Source organism: Corallococcus sp. BB11-1, from assembly GCF_026626625.1.
Lineage (GTDB): Bacteria > Myxococcota > Myxococcia > Myxococcales > Myxococcaceae > Corallococcus > Corallococcus soli.
The window spans coordinates 23,725-39,076 of sequence record NZ_JAPNJY010000021.1; the positions used below are offsets into that span (position 1 = coordinate 23,725).

Consider the following 15,352-nt stretch of genomic DNA (forward strand, 5'->3'; position numbering starts at 1 on the left):
GCTCACGTCACGGATCCAGGGTGAAGGGGGTGGCGGCCAGCTGCACGCCATCCAGGAAGAACCGCACCTGCCAGGTGCCCGTCATCCGCGACGACGTCACCAGCGTGCCCGCCACCGGAAGCGAGAAGCGCAGCGTGCGGGACTCCTCCGGCGGCGCTTCCACCGGCTGGCTCTGCTTCTCGTAGGGCCGGCCGCTCGGGGTGATGAACTCCACGTCCACCACGCCCCTGCCCCGGACGCCCTGGACCACGAAGTCCACGTCCACCTGCTCCACCTGGGACAGGGCCACCGGCCCGGACGCCGCGCCCACCACCCGCGCGCTGCCGGACGGGGGCGGCGCCTCCACCGGAGGCACCTCCATCTCGTCCACGGGCTCGGGCGGAGGCTGGACCTCGCTTCCGCCGCCGGCCAGCACGTCCGTCGGCTCCAGGGGGCCCGCGCTGTCGCTGCCCTGCCCCGGCGTCACCGCTGGAGGAGGCCGGGGGGACACGCCCTCCGAACACGCCGACACCATCACCGCTCCCGCCAGCACCGCCACGAGCGCTCGCATCATCGAACCTCCACAGGCGCGGCACCGGCCGGCGCGCGCACTTCATCCACCAGACCGCGTCGCTGCAGCTCCGTCAGGAAGCGCAGCGTGTCGGCCAGCACCGGGCCCACGTCGGTCGAAAACTCGAGCGCCACCTGCTCCGCCACCGCGCGGGCCGTGCGCTGCCCATCACAGAGCGCCCAGACGCGCGCCGCCGTCGCGTTGAGCCCCCGCAGGGTGCGTCCCTCCGCGTCCAGCACCAGGAAGTCCGCCCCGAACCACTCGCCCGACGCCCCCGCGCGCCTGCGCGGCACACTGGCTTCCGCGAAACTCATGAGCGGCCCGTCCTTCCCAGCCAGGTGGCCAGTCGGCGCTTCACCGTCGCGCGCCAGCGGCCCAGCCGTCGCGGGCCCACGTCCCAGTGATCCACTTCCAGCACGGCGCCCCCACGTCGCACGCGGCGCGCCTTCCCAAGGATACGGAAGACAGGCAGCGGCGGATCTTCACCCCCGCCGTTGTCCCCGCGAAGCGCGCACACGTCGCCGTCACACCAGCGCACCCGGTGCAGCACCAGCGACGACTCGAAGCGCGCCAGCACCACCTCGCCCGGACGCGGCGCCTCCACCAGGGGCTCCACCTCCGCCACGTCACCCGCACGCAACGACGGCCACATGCTGTCCCCGTCCACGGGAATCCAGCGCGGGCCATCGATCACGGATGCGGTGCGGGGAACGCTCGCCATCGGAGACGGAATCTACCCCAGCCTCTCAACGGTCGCGAATCCCCGGAGCCTCAATCCCCCAGCGATTCCCAGGACTTACGCTGCTTAACACCTTTACTCCTGGATTTGCTGGGAAGACGGGCCGACTGGCGGCCCCCCGACCCGGCGAACCGGGTCGGAGGATCAGCGCCGCTCGGGGGTGGATCACACCTGGATCAGCCCTGGGGCGCCGCCGCGGGTGCCGCCGGCAGTGAGCGCAGGGTCTTGCCCACCGAGTCCAGCTTCACGGGCACGAGGTCGCCGCCCGCCATGGGCTTGAGCTTCGCGTCCCCGCTGCGGACCTCGTCGCCGCCCAGCACCAGGGTGAAGCGGGCGCCGGACTTGTCCGCGCGCTTCATCTGGCTCTTGAGGCTGCCGCCGCGCGTGTCGAAGTCCACGTGGAAGCCCTCGCGACGCAGGCGGCTGGTCAACGCCAGCCCCGCGTCCTGGCAGGCCACGTCCGCGTCCGCCACGGCGATGAAGAGGTCCGGCTGGGCGGTGAACGTCTTGCCGCCCTCCTTCAACAGGAGCACCAGCCGGTCCAGGCCCATGGCGAAGCCCACCGCGGGCACGTCCGGCCCGCCCAGGCCCTTCACCATCTTGTCGTAGCGCCCGCCACCGCCCACGGTGCTGGCGGTGCCCAGCGCGGGGTGCGCCGCGATGAACTCGAAGACGGTGCGCGTGTAGTAGTCCAGGCCGCGCACCAGCCGGTGGTTCACCACGTAGCGGATGCCCAGCGCCCCCAGCTTGCGCTGCAAGTCACTGAAGTGCGTGCGGCACGGCTCGCACAGGAACTCCAGGACGTTGGGCCCGGCCCCGGCCACCGCCTGGCACTTCTCGTTCTTGCAGTCGAGCACGCGCAGCGGGTTGCGCTCCAGCCGCTGCTGGCAGTCCGCGCACAGCTCCTCGCGGTGCGCGTTGAGGTACTCCACCAGCTTCGCGTGGTAGGCGGGCCGGCACGCGTCGTCGCCCAGGGAGTTGACGTTCAGGGTGACGTCCGTGAGGCCCAGGGCCTCCAGGAACTGCACCACCATGTCCATCAGCTCCACGTCCTGCGCGGGCTCCTTCGCGCCGTACGCCTCCGCGCCAATCTGGGAGAACTGGCGGTAGCGGCCCGTCTTCATCCGCTCGTAGCGGAACATGGGCCCCATGTAGAACCAGCGAGACACCGGCTCCGCGTTGCTCACCGAGTGCTCGATGTACGCCCTGGCCGCGGGCGCGGTGCCCTCCGGACGCAGGGACAGGCTGCGGCCGCCCTTGTCCTCGAAGGTGTACATCTCCTTGCCGACGATGTCGGTCTCCTCGCCCACGCTGCGCACGAAGAGGGCGGTGTCCTCCACCATGGGCGTGCGCACCTCGCCGTAGCCGAAGCGGCCGAACAGCGTGCGCACGGTGTGCTCCACGAACTGCCAGACTTCGATGTCGCCGGGCAGAAGGTCGTTCATCCCCTTCACGCCGTTGATCTTCTGACTCACACGATCTCCCCGATGCGCGTGCCCATTCGCACCACCGCTTCCGGCTGGAGGCTGTCGTCCCAGCGGACCCGCTTCGGCTCGAAGCAGAGGATGACGGTGGAGCCCATCTCGAAGCGGCCCAGCTCCCCGCCCTTCTCCACCGGGATGCCCGCGCCGTAGCGGTGCACCTTGCCCGGCTGGCCGATGTGGGTGGTGATGTCCTCGTAGGACGCCTTGATGCGCGACACGCAGGTGGCGCCCACCTTCACCACCGCCACCTTGCCGGCGGGCGTCTCCAGGTACGTCACCAGCCGCTCGTTCACGCAGAACAGCGACTGCTTGTTCTTCACCGACGCGGGGTTCACCGGCCAGAACTCACCCGGGATGTACGCATACCCGGTGATGGTGCCGCCCAGCGGCGCGTGGATGCGGTGGTAGTCCCGGGGCGACAGGTACAGCGTCGTCCAGGCGCCGCCGTGGAAGGGCTTCGCGGCCTGCGCGTCCCCCAGCAGCTCGTCCACCGTGTACTCGATGCCCTTCGCCTGGAGGCACCGGCCGTTGTCCGAGTACCCCACCTGGGACACCCGGCCGTCCACCGGCGACACGACGACGTTCTTGCCCATGTCCACCGGGCGCAGGCCCGGCTTGAGGCCGCGGGTGAAGAACTGGGCGAAGGTCGGGTAGTTCTCGAAGGCGTGCTCCGCCTCCGCCATGTCCACGTTGTACGCCTTGGCGAAGGCGCGCATGGCCCAGTGGTGCACCGGCGCCGGCGCGGGCAGGCGCGTGGCCAGGCCCACCGCGGAGGACACCGCCGACTTGGGCAGCACACGCATCAACTTCATGAAGGTCTGTTCGTTCATCGAAGGTCGTCAGTCACGAAAGGGAAAAGGGGTTCAAAGGCCGGCGTCCGGGGGAACCACGCCGCCATCCTCGTAGCGCTGCACGGTCTGCATCGCGCTGGTGGGTAACAGCGCCAGCACGCGACCGTCTTCAATCAACACCATCGTGTCCGCATGGCTGGGGAACTCCAGCTGGCAGGACGGCCGCTCACTCAGCTTCCAACCCTCGCGCACGCCCCGCCCTTCCACCTGGAGGGGCATGGCGCGCTGGAAGCAGCCCCGGTAGCCGGACACCAGCTCGGAGGCCAGGCTGCCCACCTGGGGACCGGCCATGCCCGCGTCCACGCCCGCGTCCTCTTCAGGAGGGAGGGCCTGCTGCTGCGGGATGCCCGTCTGGGAGGGGTCGGTGGTGGGCAGCGTCTGGGCGCTCTCCACCGCGCGCTGCTGCTCCGCGGCGGCCGACATCATCCGCGCGCGGCCCTCTTCAATGCGGCGCAGCAGGTCCTGCGCCGCGACGGAGTCCACGCTGTCGGCGGGCACGCGCTGCAGCAGCGCTTCAATCTCCCCCGTCGCCGGATCCAGGTACGCATCGTCCAGCTTCTGCGCGTACAGCGAGCTCCAGCGCTTCGTGGCCTGCTCGTACTCGGGTGACGGCGGCGCCGGCGAGCGACGGCACCCGGACGCACCGAGCATGAGCAGGAGGGCGGCGAGACCAAGGCCCATGACGGGCCGCATCGGACGGGGGACCAGGGGGCGCACGGTCCCGGTTTATGCCACCTTCCGTCCGGGCGCGCCGCTTTTCCGTACCCCGGGCGTCAGGAGCTCAGACGCCCAGGAACAGCCGCTTGCCGAAGTTCAGCGCGAGGTCCGCGTCGAAGATCTTCTGCGCGGACGTCTCGATGTCGTACTCCACGCGCAGGTACTCCACCGTGCGCGCGTCCGTGTCGCAGATGACGAAGCAGGCCCGGTTGTCGTAGTCGCGCGGCTGCCCCACGCTGCCCACGGAGACGATGTACTTGTAGCCCTTGCGCAGCACGAACTTCTGCGCCACCACGTCGTTCACCTCGCCGTTGCCAATGGCGAACGCCCGGCACAGGTGGCTGTGGCCGATGAACGTCACCTCCGGCAGCTCCGCCACGTACGGCGTCAGCTCCCGCGCCTGCTCCAGCGCGAAGATGTACTCGTACGCCTTCGGATCGATGGGCGAGCCGTGGCAGAAGCCCACCTCCCCGATGCGGTAGGTGTACGGCAGGCTGCGCAGCCAGGCCAGGTTCTCGTCGGAGAGCACGTTGGCGCTCCAGTCGAGCGCGTGCCGGGCGGCGTCGTAGTAGTACGAGTAGTCCATCCGCCCGGCCACCGCGGCGTCGTGGTTGCCCAGCAGCGTGATCTCCGCCACCGAGCGCACCAGCTCGCAGCACGGGTTGGGGGACGCCCCATACCCGACGATGTCCCCCAGCGACACGAAGCGGTCCACCTTCTGGTGCTCCGCCACCCTCAGGACCTCCGTGAGGGCCTCGATGTTGGAGTGGATGTCGGAGATGACGGCGATGCGCATGGGGAGCCTATGGGGAGGTCTGCTGCTGGGAGATGATGCGCCGCAGGCTCGCCAGCGCGTTCGCGTCCAACGCTTCGAATCTCAGGCCCATGCCCGGGGGCCGGCCGACAGGCTGCTCACCTCCGCGCAACCACACCACGGTGGCCTCGGCATGCAACGCCGTGTCCGCCTCCTGCGACAGCCGCACCTGCGCCCGCGAACCCTTCGCCAGGGGCGTGCTCGTCCTCAGGAAGAGTCCGCCCTCGCTCAGGTTGGCGATGCGCGCATACAGGGTCACGTTCTCACCCTCGCACCAGCAGCGCAGGTGGGTGCCAACCCGCGCGTGCTTTCGGTTTTCGCTCAACCCGTGACCTCCCGGCAGGGGCCTCTCCGCCCACCATCGGGCTGAAAAAGGGTGGCCGTGCCGGATTTATTCATCCACTGCGTTACGGCGAGCCTAGGAAAGGTGGGAGCGACCCGTCAAGTTCCACACCGGGCCGCCCGCGCTTCCTGGCTGGCGGGGCTTCAGCCCAGGGGTCCCAGGTCGTCGAAGTGGGTGAGCTTCTTGAACTCGGCGAAGCGGGCGTGGATCTCCGGGCGCTGCACCTCGCGCAGGCGCTCCAGGCTGAACTTCTCCACGGTGAAGGAGGCCATCACGCTGCCCATGACCATGGCCTTGCGCAGCAGCTGCCCGTCCACCTTGTCGGAGGCCGCGGTGGCCAGGGTGCCCATGAAGCCGCCGGCGAAGGTGTCACCCGCGCCGGTGGGGTCGAACACCTCCGACAGGGGGAACGCCGGGCAGGCGAAGATGTGGTCCTGGTCGAAGAGGAGCGCGCCGTGCTCGCCGCGCTTGATGACCACGCGCGAGGGGCCCATGGCCAGGATGGCGCGGGCGGCCTTCACGACGTTGTGCTCGCCGGACAGCTGGCGCGCCTCCGCGTCGTTGATGAAGAGCAGGTTCACGCGCTTCAGCGTCTTCAGGAGCGCGGGGCGGCTGCCCTGGATCCAGAAGTTCATCGTGTCGGCGGCCACCAGCCTGGGCGCCTTCACCTGATCCAGCACGCGCGACTGGAGCTCCGGGTGGATGTTGCCCAGGAAGACGTAGGGCGTCTCCCGGTAGGCCTGCGGCAGGTTGGGCGAGAAGGACTCGAAGACGTTCAGCTGGGTGTCCAGCGTCTGCGCCTCGTTGAGCTCCCAGCCGTACTTGCCCTTCCAGCGGAAGGTGCGACCGGCCTCCCGGGTGAGCCCCTCCAGGTCGATGCCGCGCCCGCGCAGGAACTGGAGGTGGGCCTCCGGGAAGTCCTCCCCCACCACCGCCACCAGCTGCACCGGCCCGAAGAAGGACGCCGTGGTGGAGAAGTAGGTGGCCGAACCGCCGAGCACGTCATCCTTCTTGCCGAAGGGCGTTTCCAGCGAGTCCAGCGCGATTGAACCGACGACGAGAAGGGACATGCGGGCTTCCTGGGGAGTGACCGGGCGCGGACGGCGGCGTCAGGGCACGGCGCTTCATCAAGGGAAACCCCGTGCCCGTGCCGGGTACGACACCTGCCCCGCAAGGTCAAGGGTTCAAGGGCGCCCCAAGGGGGCACCCCCGGGGCAGGCGGCACCCGCCTAGAAGGCGGGGATGCCCGTGGTGACAATGAGGGACTTCAGGTCGTCGTCGGTGAAGAAGAAGCCCGCGCCGAAGAAGAAGTCGCGGCCGGCGATGAGGCGCTTGGTGGTCGCGTCACGCTGCCGGGCGTTGATGATGTCGTCCATGCCCGCGACCACGAACAGGTGGTCGAACGCCTGGGCGCGCAGCGTGGCGCGCAGGCGCGGGTAGCGCAGCTCGTCCGCCGTGAAGTTGAACGCGTCCATCCGCAGGGTGAGCGCGTCGTCGAAGAAGTGCAGGTCCGCGCCCACGCCACCGGTGGATTCGATGAGGCCCACGCGCAGGGTGGTGAAGTAGTAGCGCTTGGCGAACTGGAGGCTGACCTTGAAGGACTCCTTGGTCACCTTCTGCGTCTGGATGACCGGGTCCCCCTCCGACGGCGGGTTCGTCTGCACCACCTGCGTGCTCACCGAGCCGCGGGGGTCGTCGATGATCTCCAGCAGGTAGTACTTGTCCGGCTTGGGGATGAGCCGCAGCGACAGGCCGTTCTTCGACGCGCCCTGGGACACCAGGTACGTGCTGAACAGGCCCACCTCCGTCTGGAGGTTGGTGAGGCGGGTGGTGAAGTCGGAGACGTCAGTGATGGCCTCGCTGACGCGCTGGCCCAACTGCTCGTCGGCGAGCAGCGCGCCCGCGGCGCCCTCGCCGTCCTTCACCTTGCGGGTGATGTCCTCCAGGTTGGCGAGCGTGTTGTCCAGCCGTCCCAGGGTCTGCTTGAGGCTGGAGACGCTCTCCTTGAGCTCCCCTTCCCCGCTGCCCACGATGTTCTTGACGGTGCCCAGCACCTCGCGGACGTCCTTGGTGATCATCTCCACGTTGGTGACGATGCGGCCCACCTCCGCCCCGTTGCTCTGGGTGATGGCGCGCACGTCGGAGGACACGCCCTCCACGTTCGCCATGATGGTGTCCAGGCGGTCCGTGTTGCGGCGCACCGTCGCGTCCACCGAGTCCGACAGGCGGACCAGGTTCTCCACGATGCGCTCCAGGGAGCCTGCGCCCTTCTCCCCGCCCAGCACCTCGCGCAGCGCGCCCGTCACCTGCTGGATGTCGGAGGTGATCTGCGACAGGGACTCGAACACCGCCTCCATGCCCTGGGTGTCGATGACGCGGCGGATCTGCCCCCCGTTCTCCAGCGCGGGGGCCTGCTCCGTGCCCGGGTTCAGATCCAGCAGGTAGTCGCCCAGCAGCGACTCCGAGCGCTTGGTGATGGCCGCGTCCTGGCGCACGTCCACGCCGTTGCGGATCTTCAGCCAGACCTTGGCGCGGGTGCCCTCCAGGGTGATGTCGCTGATCTCCCCCACGGGGATGCCGGCGATCTGCACCCGGCCGCGCACGGCGAGGCCGGAGGCGTCCCGGAAATAGGCCCACACCTGGGTGGACTCCCGGTCGCTCAGCCCACCCTTGCGGGCGAACAACACGAACGTGACCAGGAAGGCCCCGGCGGCGATGACCAGCAGGCCCACACGGAAGGGCGTGACGAGCTTCTTCACCTGATGTGACTCCGAACGCTACCGGCCGCGCGCGACTCTAACCATTTGCATGCCGGGTGCCAGCTTTTCATGGGATGCGGAAGTCCTTGCGGTCCCTAGTTCTTGCCAAACCACGTCTGGAGGAAGACCTGGACGGCCGGCTGCGAGGACTCGCGCAGCTGCTCCGGGGGGCCGTTCTCCACGATGACGCCCTTGGAGAGGAAGGCAATCTGATCCGCCACGTTGAAGGCGGAGGCGATGTCGTGGCTGATGACCACGCTGGTGACGCCCAATTCCTTCTGCGCGGTGAGGATCATCTCATCCACGGAGTCGGTGGTGATGGGGTCCAGGCCGGTGGTGGGCTCGTCGTAGAGGACGACCTTGGGGTCCAGCACGACGGCGCGCGCCAGGCCCACGCGCTTGCGCATGCCGCCGGACAGGTCCGCGGGGAAGCGGCCCTCCACCTCCGGCTTGAGGCCCATCAGGTCCAGGCGCTTGCGCACCTTCTCCCGGATGGCGTCCTCCCCCAGGGAGGTGTGCTGGCGCAGGGGGAAGGCGACGTTCTCGAACACGGTCATGGAGTCGAAGAGCGCGGCGGCCTGGAACACCATGCCGAAGCTGCGGCGCACCTGCTGCAGGCCCTGCACGCTCATGGGGACGATGTCCTCCCCGTCGATGACGACCTTGCCGGTGTCGGGCTTGAGCAGGCCGATCATGTGCTTCATCAGCACCGTCTTGCCGGAGCCGGAGCCGCCCAGGATGACGCAGGTGCTGCCCGCCGGCACGGTGAGGTTGATGCCGGTGAGGACCTTGTTGGGACCGAAGGTCTTGTGCAGGTCCACGATGTCGATCATCGGCTTCTTCGACCCGGTGGACGCGGGCGGAGCCGAGGGGGAGTCCGGCGGGCCCATCAGTGCATCATCATGCCGACGATGAAATCGAGGATGAAGATGGACAGGGCGCTGGCCACCATCGCCTCCGTGGTGGCCTGCCCCACGCCCTTGGCGCCGCCGGAGGCGTTGTAGCCCTTGAAGCAGCAGATGAGGGCCACGGCCAGGCCGAAGATGGCGCCCTTGATGAGGCCCTCATAGACGTCCGAGGGCGACATCCACTGCTGGGTGCGCGACAGGAAGGTGCCGGGGGAGATGCCCAGGCCGAACACCGCGACGATGTAGGCACCCGTCATGCCCGTGGTGTTGAAGAGCATGGTGAGGGCCGGGACCATGAACAGGCCCGCCAGCACCCGGGGCACCAGCAGGTACTGCACCGGGTTGACGGCCATGGTCTCCAGCGCGTCCACCTGTTCGGAGACGCGCATGGTGCCCAGCTCCGTGCACATGGCGGAGCCGGCGCGCATGGTGACCATCAGGGCGGCGAACACGGCGGACAGCTCGCGGGTGAGCGTCAGCGCCACGGTGGGACCCACCAGGCTCTCCGCGTCGAACAGGGCGAAGGCGGTGGACGTCTGGAGGGCGAACACCATGCCGGTGAAGCTGCCGGTGAGCCCGACGATGAAGATGGAGCCCACCCCCACGAAGTCCAGCTGGGTGAACAGGTTGTGCAGGCGGTAGGGGCGCCGGACGCTCCAGCGGAAGATGTCCAGGCCCATGGCGACCACGCCGCCAATGGTGGCGACGACGTCGATGAGCCCCTTGCCGAAGCCCTCCACCGACTGGACGAAGGCGCCGGTGAGCCGGTTCGGTTTGCTGGGGGTTTCGGTGGTCATGCGTTCAGTCCGGCTACTCTACGTGCCCCGGACGCGCGCACAAGCGAACTCCCTTGCCGGGTTATCCCACCCCCTCCGCCATGGCTGGTGGGCAGGGGGGCCTCCCGCGTGGCGAACAGGTGGGATGCGATGGGGCTTTCTCCTCCAGGGGGAGGCCGTTATGTTCCGCGACCCTTTTCCTTCCACGCCCGGCGCGCCCTTCTGGGGAGTTGCCGGGCCAGAGCGACACAACAGCATGGCTACCCTGAAGGTCGGCGGCGAGGTGGATTCCCTCTGCACCCGCTGCAAGATGTCTCTCGCTCACACCATCCTGGCGATGGTCGGTCCGAAGATCGCCCGCGTCCGCTGCAACACGTGCAACGGGGAACACGCGTTCCGCGGCAAGCCCGGCACCACGGACCGCCCCACGAAGGCCGCCACGGCGAAGGCCGCGCGCGCCGCCAGCGGCACCACGCGCACGACGCGCGCGGAGAAGATCGTCATCTCCTTCGACGAGCAGCTCGCGGGCAAGGACATCGCCAGCGCGCCCAAGTACAGCCCCAAGGACACCTACCGGGTGGATCAGGTCATCCACCACCCGACCTTCGGCGTCGGCCTGGTGACCGCGGTGCGCGGCGACAAGGTGGACCTCACCTTCCGCTCCGACACCAAGACGCTGGTGCACGGACGGGGCGGCGGCGCGCCCGCGGATCGGCCTGCCTTCAGCCCGCCGTCCAAGATGAACTCGGGCCCGGCGGACAAGCCCATGGCCGAAGTGCCGATGGACGAGGAGCTGCCCGAGGTCGCGATCCTGCCCTCGGATGAGGAGCTGGACAACGCCGCGCCTGCCGAGGATTGACCGGAGGCGGGAGCGGCGGTCAACTGGGGCGCTGGTTTCCCCGTATGCGCCCGCCGCTCCTCATCGCCGTCCTCCTCGGGCTGTCGCTCGCCGCCGTGGCACGGGCGGAGCCGCCGGAGGTGGAGGCGACGCCCGGGCACGTGGTGCTCGGCAAGGACACGGCCGTGGTGGTGCGGGTGCGGGTGCCTCGGGGCGCCGGCCCCGTGCGCGCGGCGGCCTCGTCCGGCACCTGGGACGCGGCGCGGGTGGAGGGCGGCGCGGAGCGCGTCTTCCGCTGGACCCCGCCGGCGGTGCGTCATCCGCTGTGGGCCGTGCTCGCCTTCTGGGTGGAGGACGGACGGCCCCCGGAAGTCACCCCGGTGCTCATCCCCCTGCTGGGCCGGACGACGCTGGACGTGTCCACCGCGCCGGGCGCGGAGGTGGTGGTCGCGGTCGGTGACGCCCGCTTCGGCCCGGTGACCGCGGACGCGCGCGGTCGCGCGCAGGTGCCCGTGGAGGTGCCGCCGGACACGAAGGAGGCGCGCGTGCTCGCGACGCGGGGCGCGCTCACCACGGACCGGAGCGCGCCGCTGGCGGTGCCCGCCCAACGTCCGCTCGTCGTCGCGCTCACGCCGGATCCGCTCTCCCCGGAGGACGGGGGCTGGTTGATCCTCGCGGGCCTGGACGGCACGGTGCCCGCGTCGGAGCTGGAGCTCACCGCGGAGGGCGCCACGCTGAAGGCCGAGCCCTCCGTGAAGCGGGCCCGCTTCACGGTGCATCCGCGCGAGGGGGCCTCGCGCGTGTCCGTCACCGCGAGCTGGCGCCAGGTGGACCCCTCGGCGGAGCCCTTGAAGGAGGTGCGGGCCGAAGCAGGCGTGCTGCCCGCGCGGCCCCGGCCCCAGACGCCAACGGAGGTCACCGCGCCCCCCTCCCCTGCCCCGTCCCCGGTGGCCGCTGCCCAGCGCGCGGCCGGCGAGCGGCTCTCGCTGTTCCTCCTGGGCGGCGCCACGTTCGCGCGCGGCGCCAACGACGGACCGCTGCTGTCACTGGGGGTCTCCGTTCCCCTGCCGGTGTGGCACGGGCGGCTGGCGGCGGAGGCGGAGGCGGGGCTGCGCTACGCGATGTTCGACGCGCGGACGGAGCCCGTGCACTCGCGCGTGTGGGGTGTTCCCCTCCTTCTGTCCGCGCGGATTGCCGTTTTCCAGCAGGGCTCCTTCCGCCTGGACGGCCGTGCAGGCGGAGGAGTGCTGCCTTTCAGTCACCGCCTCACCAACGATGCGACTCGCACTCCGGACGACTTCCCCGCGACGGTGGATGAGCGCAGAGTCGCGGCCATGGGCTTCCTGTCCGTGCAGGGCGCGTATGACTTCGGGCGCTGGAGCCTCCTCACGGAGGTGCGCGGCGCGCTGGCCCCCATCGAGACGCCGTCGCTGCGAGCCCAGTTGGGTGGCGTGTCCGTGTCCGCGGGGCTGAGGTTCGTTCCGTGAAGCGGGCCGCGCTCGCGCTGCTGGGGTGCGCCGTGCTCGCGTGGGCCTGCGCCGGAGGCTCCACCGGGCTGCCGCAGCCGAGCATCCTGTCGGTGGAGCCGGACACGCTGCTGGTCAACGCGAAGGACGCGGAGCTCACCGTGCGCTTCGACGCGCGGTACGCCGTGTCCGTGGACTACGGCAAGGAGACGGTGGACGCCCACCTCATGGAGACGGGCCGCGTCTGGCTGGATGAGACGGAAGCGACGGTGACGCACTTCGATCCCTCGGGCGTCGTCATCGTGACGGTGCCGCGGGGGCTGGGCGCGGGCGCGCACTCCGTTCGCCTGCGCCTGGAGGACGGGCGGGAGGCGGAGCAACAGGACGCCCTCACATTGAAGCCTCCCGGACAGGACAAGGAGACGGATCCCGAAGAGGAGGACGCCGGGATCCTGATGGCGACCGACGCGGGGGCCATGGACGAGGACGCGGGGACGGACGCGGGCCCCCATCCGGAGGATCCCATCCTCGAAGGCGACATCACGGGGTTCAACTTCGAGCCCATCGAGGGCGCGCGCACGAGCCGGCAGTCCTTCTCCATCACCGTGCACGCCGAGGGGCCGAGGGCCGCGCACTTCGGCGGCTCCCTGGAGCTGACCTCGTCGCGCGGCAAGGTGACGCCGAAGAAGATTGGTCCCTGCGGCGGCGGCGTGTGCACGGAGCTCGTCGTCGTGGACGCCACCGAGGGCCCCGTGCAGCTCTTCGTGCTGGACGGCTACGGCGTGGGCGGCACGTCCAACAGCTTCATGCTGGCCCCCTCCCCGTAGGCTCCGCGCCCGTCACCCGGACGCGCGCAGCAGCTCCAGGGCCCGCAGCATGTCCGGAGGCAGCGGGGCCTCCACCGTGCGCGCCGCGACGCCCGGCAGCGCCGGCCACTCCACGCGCGCCGCATGCAGGGGCGTGCGCGCCAGCACCGCGTCGCTCCCCTGCCCTCCCAGGTCGCTCCCGGTGAGGGGCGCCTCGCGGCCGTACTGGTGGTCCACGAGCAGGGGGTGGCCCAGGAACAGCAGGTGCACGCGGATCTGGTGCGTGCGCCCCGTCACCGGCTCTGCCTCCACCAGCGAGGCGTTGGCGAAGGTCTCCACCGGGCGCACCCGGGTGCGCGACGTTTTGGCGTCCGGCTCATCCGGGCGCGCGACGCGCATGCGGCCCTTGCGGCCCGCCACGAGCGGCGCGTCCACCCACTGGGGGGCCTCCAGACGGCCCTCCACCAGGGCCCGGTAGCGCTTGCGCACCTTGCCCGCCTCGAAGGCCTGGGAGAGCGCGCGGTGCACGGCCGCGTCCAGGGCGAAGACGAGGACGCCGGACGTGTCGCGATCCAACCGGTGCACCACGAACACCTTGCGGCCCAGCTCCGCCTCCAGCGTGTCGCGCAGGCACGGGCCGCCTTCGCGGCCGGGGATGACGAGCACCCCGGCCGGCTTGTCCACCACGAGCACCCCCGCGCCGTCGAAGAGGATGCGGGCGCCGCCGCTCATTCGTAGTCCGAGGCAGGCACCACGGTGATGGGGCCCAGCCCTTCGAGCAGCGGCTTCACCTCCGACGCCTTGCCCAGCACGACGATGACGGGCTTGTCCGCGAACGCGTACTTCTTCGCCACGCGGGCCACGTCCTTCGGCGTCACCGCGCGCAGCCGGTCGCGGAACTTCTCCACCCAGTCGTCCCCCAGGCCGTGCATGCGGATGTCCGCGATGACGGACGCGACGGACTCGTTGGTCTCCGTGCGCAGCGGGTACAGGCCGGCCAGGTAGCTCTGGGCGTCCTTGAGCTCGCGCGGCTTCAGGCCGCCGTCGCGCACGCCGTGGATCTCCTCCAGCGCCACGTCGATGATCTCCCGCGTGGAGGCCGTCTTCGTGAACGTGGACAGCGCGAAGACGCCGCCCGCGCTCATCGTGTCGAAGTAGGAGCTGACGCCGTAGGTGAGGCCCCGGTTGACGCGGATCTCGTTCATCAGCCGCGACGTGAACCCGCCGCCCAGCGCGATGTTCATCGCCGTCGCCGGGAAGTAGTCCTCGTGGCCCAGCCAGAAGCCCGGGCCGCCCAGGCGCACCTGGGACTGCGTCTGGTCCGGCTTGTCGATGAGCAGCACCTGCCCGGCCTTGGCCAGCGGCTCCTGCTTGCGAGGCAGCTCCGTGGGCGCGTCCGGACCGCCCGTCCAGCCGGCGAACGCGCGCTCCGCCTCCGCCGCCACCGTCTCCGGCGCGATGGCGCCCACCACCGTGAGCATCGACACGCGCGGGCCCATGCGCTCGGCGTGGAAGCGCACCACGTCGTCGCGGGTGAAGGTGGACACGGTGCGCTTGATGCCGCCCAGGTCGCGCCCGTAGGGGTGGTCTCCCCAGAGCAGGCGGCTGAAGGCGCGGTCGGCGATGGAGGACGGGTCGTCCAGGTCGTTGGCGAACTGCGCCAGCGCGCGCTCGCGCGCGTCCACCACCTCCTGCTCCGGGAACGTGGGCTCGCGCACCACCTGCCCCAGGATGTCCAGCATCGCGGAGAAGTGCTCCGCGGGCGTCGTCAGGTAGACGGACAGCACGTCCTCGTTGACGCCCGCGTAGAGGCTGGCGCCCACGAACTCCACGGCCTCGCTGATGGCGTCCGCATCCAGCTTCTGGGTGCCCCGACGCAGCAGGCGCGCGGAGAAGTCCGCCAGGCCGTCCTTGCCCGGGGGATCCCACACGCCGCCCGCGCGCATCACCAGCCGCACGGAGACGAGCGGCAGCGGTCCCCGCTCCGCGGCGATGACCTTCAGGCCGGTGGAGGTGGTGCTCTCATGCAGCTCCGGCAGCTTGAGCGCGCCGGTGGCGGCGGACTTCGGCACCAGGGCGAGCTTCGCCTTGGCGGCGGGCTTGGAGCGCGCCGGCACCCGGGCGCGGACCTTCTCGCGGGCGCTGGCGGCCTGTTTGCGCACGGCCTTGGCGGCCTTGCGGACGGTCTTCTTCACGGCGGCGATTTTTCGGGAGGCCATACGCGGGAGGGGTTTCCTCGCGGGACGCTTCAAGCGTCCGCGTCCTCGCCGGGCTCGATGGCGCCGGCTTCGGGCTGGAGGG

General features: G+C 70.5%; 17 protein-coding genes. 3 read left to right on the plus strand and 14 right to left on the minus strand.

All coding sequences use genetic code 11. The annotated features are described in order from the left end of the window. Positions 1-7 precede the first annotated feature (7 nt). The 12 genes from OV207_RS16650 to OV207_RS16705 all read right to left on the minus strand — a co-directional run bounded on the left by OV207_RS16650 (position 8) and on the right by OV207_RS16705 (position 9,962). Positions 8-553 (minus strand): hypothetical protein, encoded by a 546-nt coding sequence (locus OV207_RS16650; RefSeq protein WP_267556177.1) that lies wholly within the window; start codon positions 551-553, stop codon positions 8-10. Beyond that, on the minus strand, positions 550-864 hold the full coding sequence (locus tag OV207_RS16655; RefSeq protein ID WP_193429650.1) for a PqqD family protein: 315 nt from the start codon (positions 862-864) through the stop codon (positions 550-552). The genes OV207_RS16650 and OV207_RS16655 overlap by 4 nt, the downstream gene beginning before the upstream one ends. Beyond that, entirely contained in the window at positions 861-1,271 is a 411-nt protein-coding gene (locus OV207_RS16660) for a S24/S26 family peptidase (protein ID WP_227027906.1), read from the minus strand. The genes OV207_RS16655 and OV207_RS16660 overlap by 4 nt, the downstream gene beginning before the upstream one ends. A gap of 194 nt (positions 1,272-1,465) precedes the next feature. After that, positions 1,466-2,734 (minus strand): histidine--tRNA ligase, encoded by a 1,269-nt coding sequence (gene hisS, locus OV207_RS16665; protein ID WP_267556187.1) that lies wholly within the window; start codon positions 2,732-2,734, stop codon positions 1,466-1,468. 26 nt (positions 2,735-2,760) lie between these two features. Next, positions 2,761-3,603 carry an archaetidylserine decarboxylase gene (gene asd, locus OV207_RS16670; RefSeq protein ID WP_193429648.1) on the minus strand — a complete coding sequence of 281 codons (843 nt, stop codon included), beginning with the start codon at positions 3,601-3,603 and terminating at the stop codon, positions 2,761-2,763. Positions 3,604-3,636: 33 nt separating this feature from the next. Further along, positions 3,637-4,305, minus strand: a complete 669-nt coding sequence (locus OV207_RS16675; RefSeq protein ID WP_267556178.1) for a hypothetical protein — start codon at positions 4,303-4,305, stop codon at positions 3,637-3,639. A 100-nt stretch (positions 4,306-4,405) separates the two neighbouring features. Further along, positions 4,406-5,137 carry a metallophosphoesterase family protein gene (locus OV207_RS16680; protein WP_120535203.1) on the minus strand — a complete coding sequence of 244 codons (732 nt, stop codon included), beginning with the start codon at positions 5,135-5,137 and terminating at the stop codon, positions 4,406-4,408. 7 nt (positions 5,138-5,144) lie between these two features. Beyond that, a complete protein-coding gene (locus OV207_RS16685; RefSeq protein WP_267556179.1) occupies positions 5,145-5,480 on the minus strand; it encodes a TIGR02266 family protein in 336 nt (111 codons plus the stop codon). 161 nt (positions 5,481-5,641) lie between these two features. Further along, positions 5,642-6,568, minus strand: a complete 927-nt coding sequence (locus tag OV207_RS16690) for a PfkB family carbohydrate kinase (RefSeq protein WP_267556180.1) — start codon at positions 6,566-6,568, stop codon at positions 5,642-5,644. A 159-nt stretch (positions 6,569-6,727) separates the two neighbouring features. Beyond that, positions 6,728-8,257 (minus strand): MlaD family protein, encoded by a 1,530-nt coding sequence (locus OV207_RS16695; protein WP_193429644.1) that lies wholly within the window; start codon positions 8,255-8,257, stop codon positions 6,728-6,730. A 95-nt stretch (positions 8,258-8,352) separates the two neighbouring features. Further along, complete coding sequence (locus tag OV207_RS16700; protein ID WP_193429702.1) at positions 8,353-9,090, minus strand: ABC transporter ATP-binding protein; 738 nt, start codon at positions 9,088-9,090, stop codon at positions 8,353-8,355. Between the two features lie 56 nt (positions 9,091-9,146). Then, entirely contained in the window at positions 9,147-9,962 is an 816-nt protein-coding gene (locus OV207_RS16705; RefSeq protein ID WP_193429643.1) for an MlaE family ABC transporter permease, read from the minus strand. A gap of 235 nt (positions 9,963-10,197) precedes the next feature. On the opposite strand from OV207_RS16705, the gene OV207_RS16710 reads away from it, so the two are divergent. Genes OV207_RS16710 through OV207_RS16720 form a run of 3 tightly spaced genes read left to right on the plus strand, consistent with a single transcriptional unit; the run spans position 10,198 to position 13,072 of the window. Continuing rightward, the gene (locus OV207_RS16710; protein ID WP_193429642.1) at positions 10,198-10,800 is read left to right on the plus strand and encodes a hypothetical protein; all 603 of its coding nucleotides are present in this window, start codon (positions 10,198-10,200) and stop codon (positions 10,798-10,800) included. A 44-nt stretch (positions 10,801-10,844) separates the two neighbouring features. Continuing rightward, positions 10,845-12,266: a hypothetical protein gene (locus OV207_RS16715; protein WP_267556181.1), complete on the plus strand. Its 1,422-nt coding sequence runs from the start codon at positions 10,845-10,847 to the stop codon at positions 12,264-12,266. Continuing rightward, positions 12,263-13,072 carry a hypothetical protein gene (locus tag OV207_RS16720; RefSeq protein WP_267556182.1) on the plus strand — a complete coding sequence of 270 codons (810 nt, stop codon included), beginning with the start codon at positions 12,263-12,265 and terminating at the stop codon, positions 13,070-13,072. Before OV207_RS16715 ends, OV207_RS16720 begins: the two co-directional genes overlap by 4 nt. Before the next feature lie 12 nt (positions 13,073-13,084). Here the strand turns inward: OV207_RS16720 and OV207_RS16725 are convergent, their stop codons facing one another. Next, a complete protein-coding gene (locus tag OV207_RS16725; RefSeq protein ID WP_267556183.1) occupies positions 13,085-13,783 on the minus strand; it encodes an RluA family pseudouridine synthase in 699 nt (232 codons plus the stop codon). Beyond that, positions 13,780-15,270 (minus strand): M16 family metallopeptidase, encoded by a 1,491-nt coding sequence (locus OV207_RS16730; RefSeq protein WP_267556184.1) that lies wholly within the window; start codon positions 15,268-15,270, stop codon positions 13,780-13,782. The genes OV207_RS16725 and OV207_RS16730 overlap by 4 nt, the downstream gene beginning before the upstream one ends. Positions 15,271-15,352 lie beyond the last annotated feature (82 nt).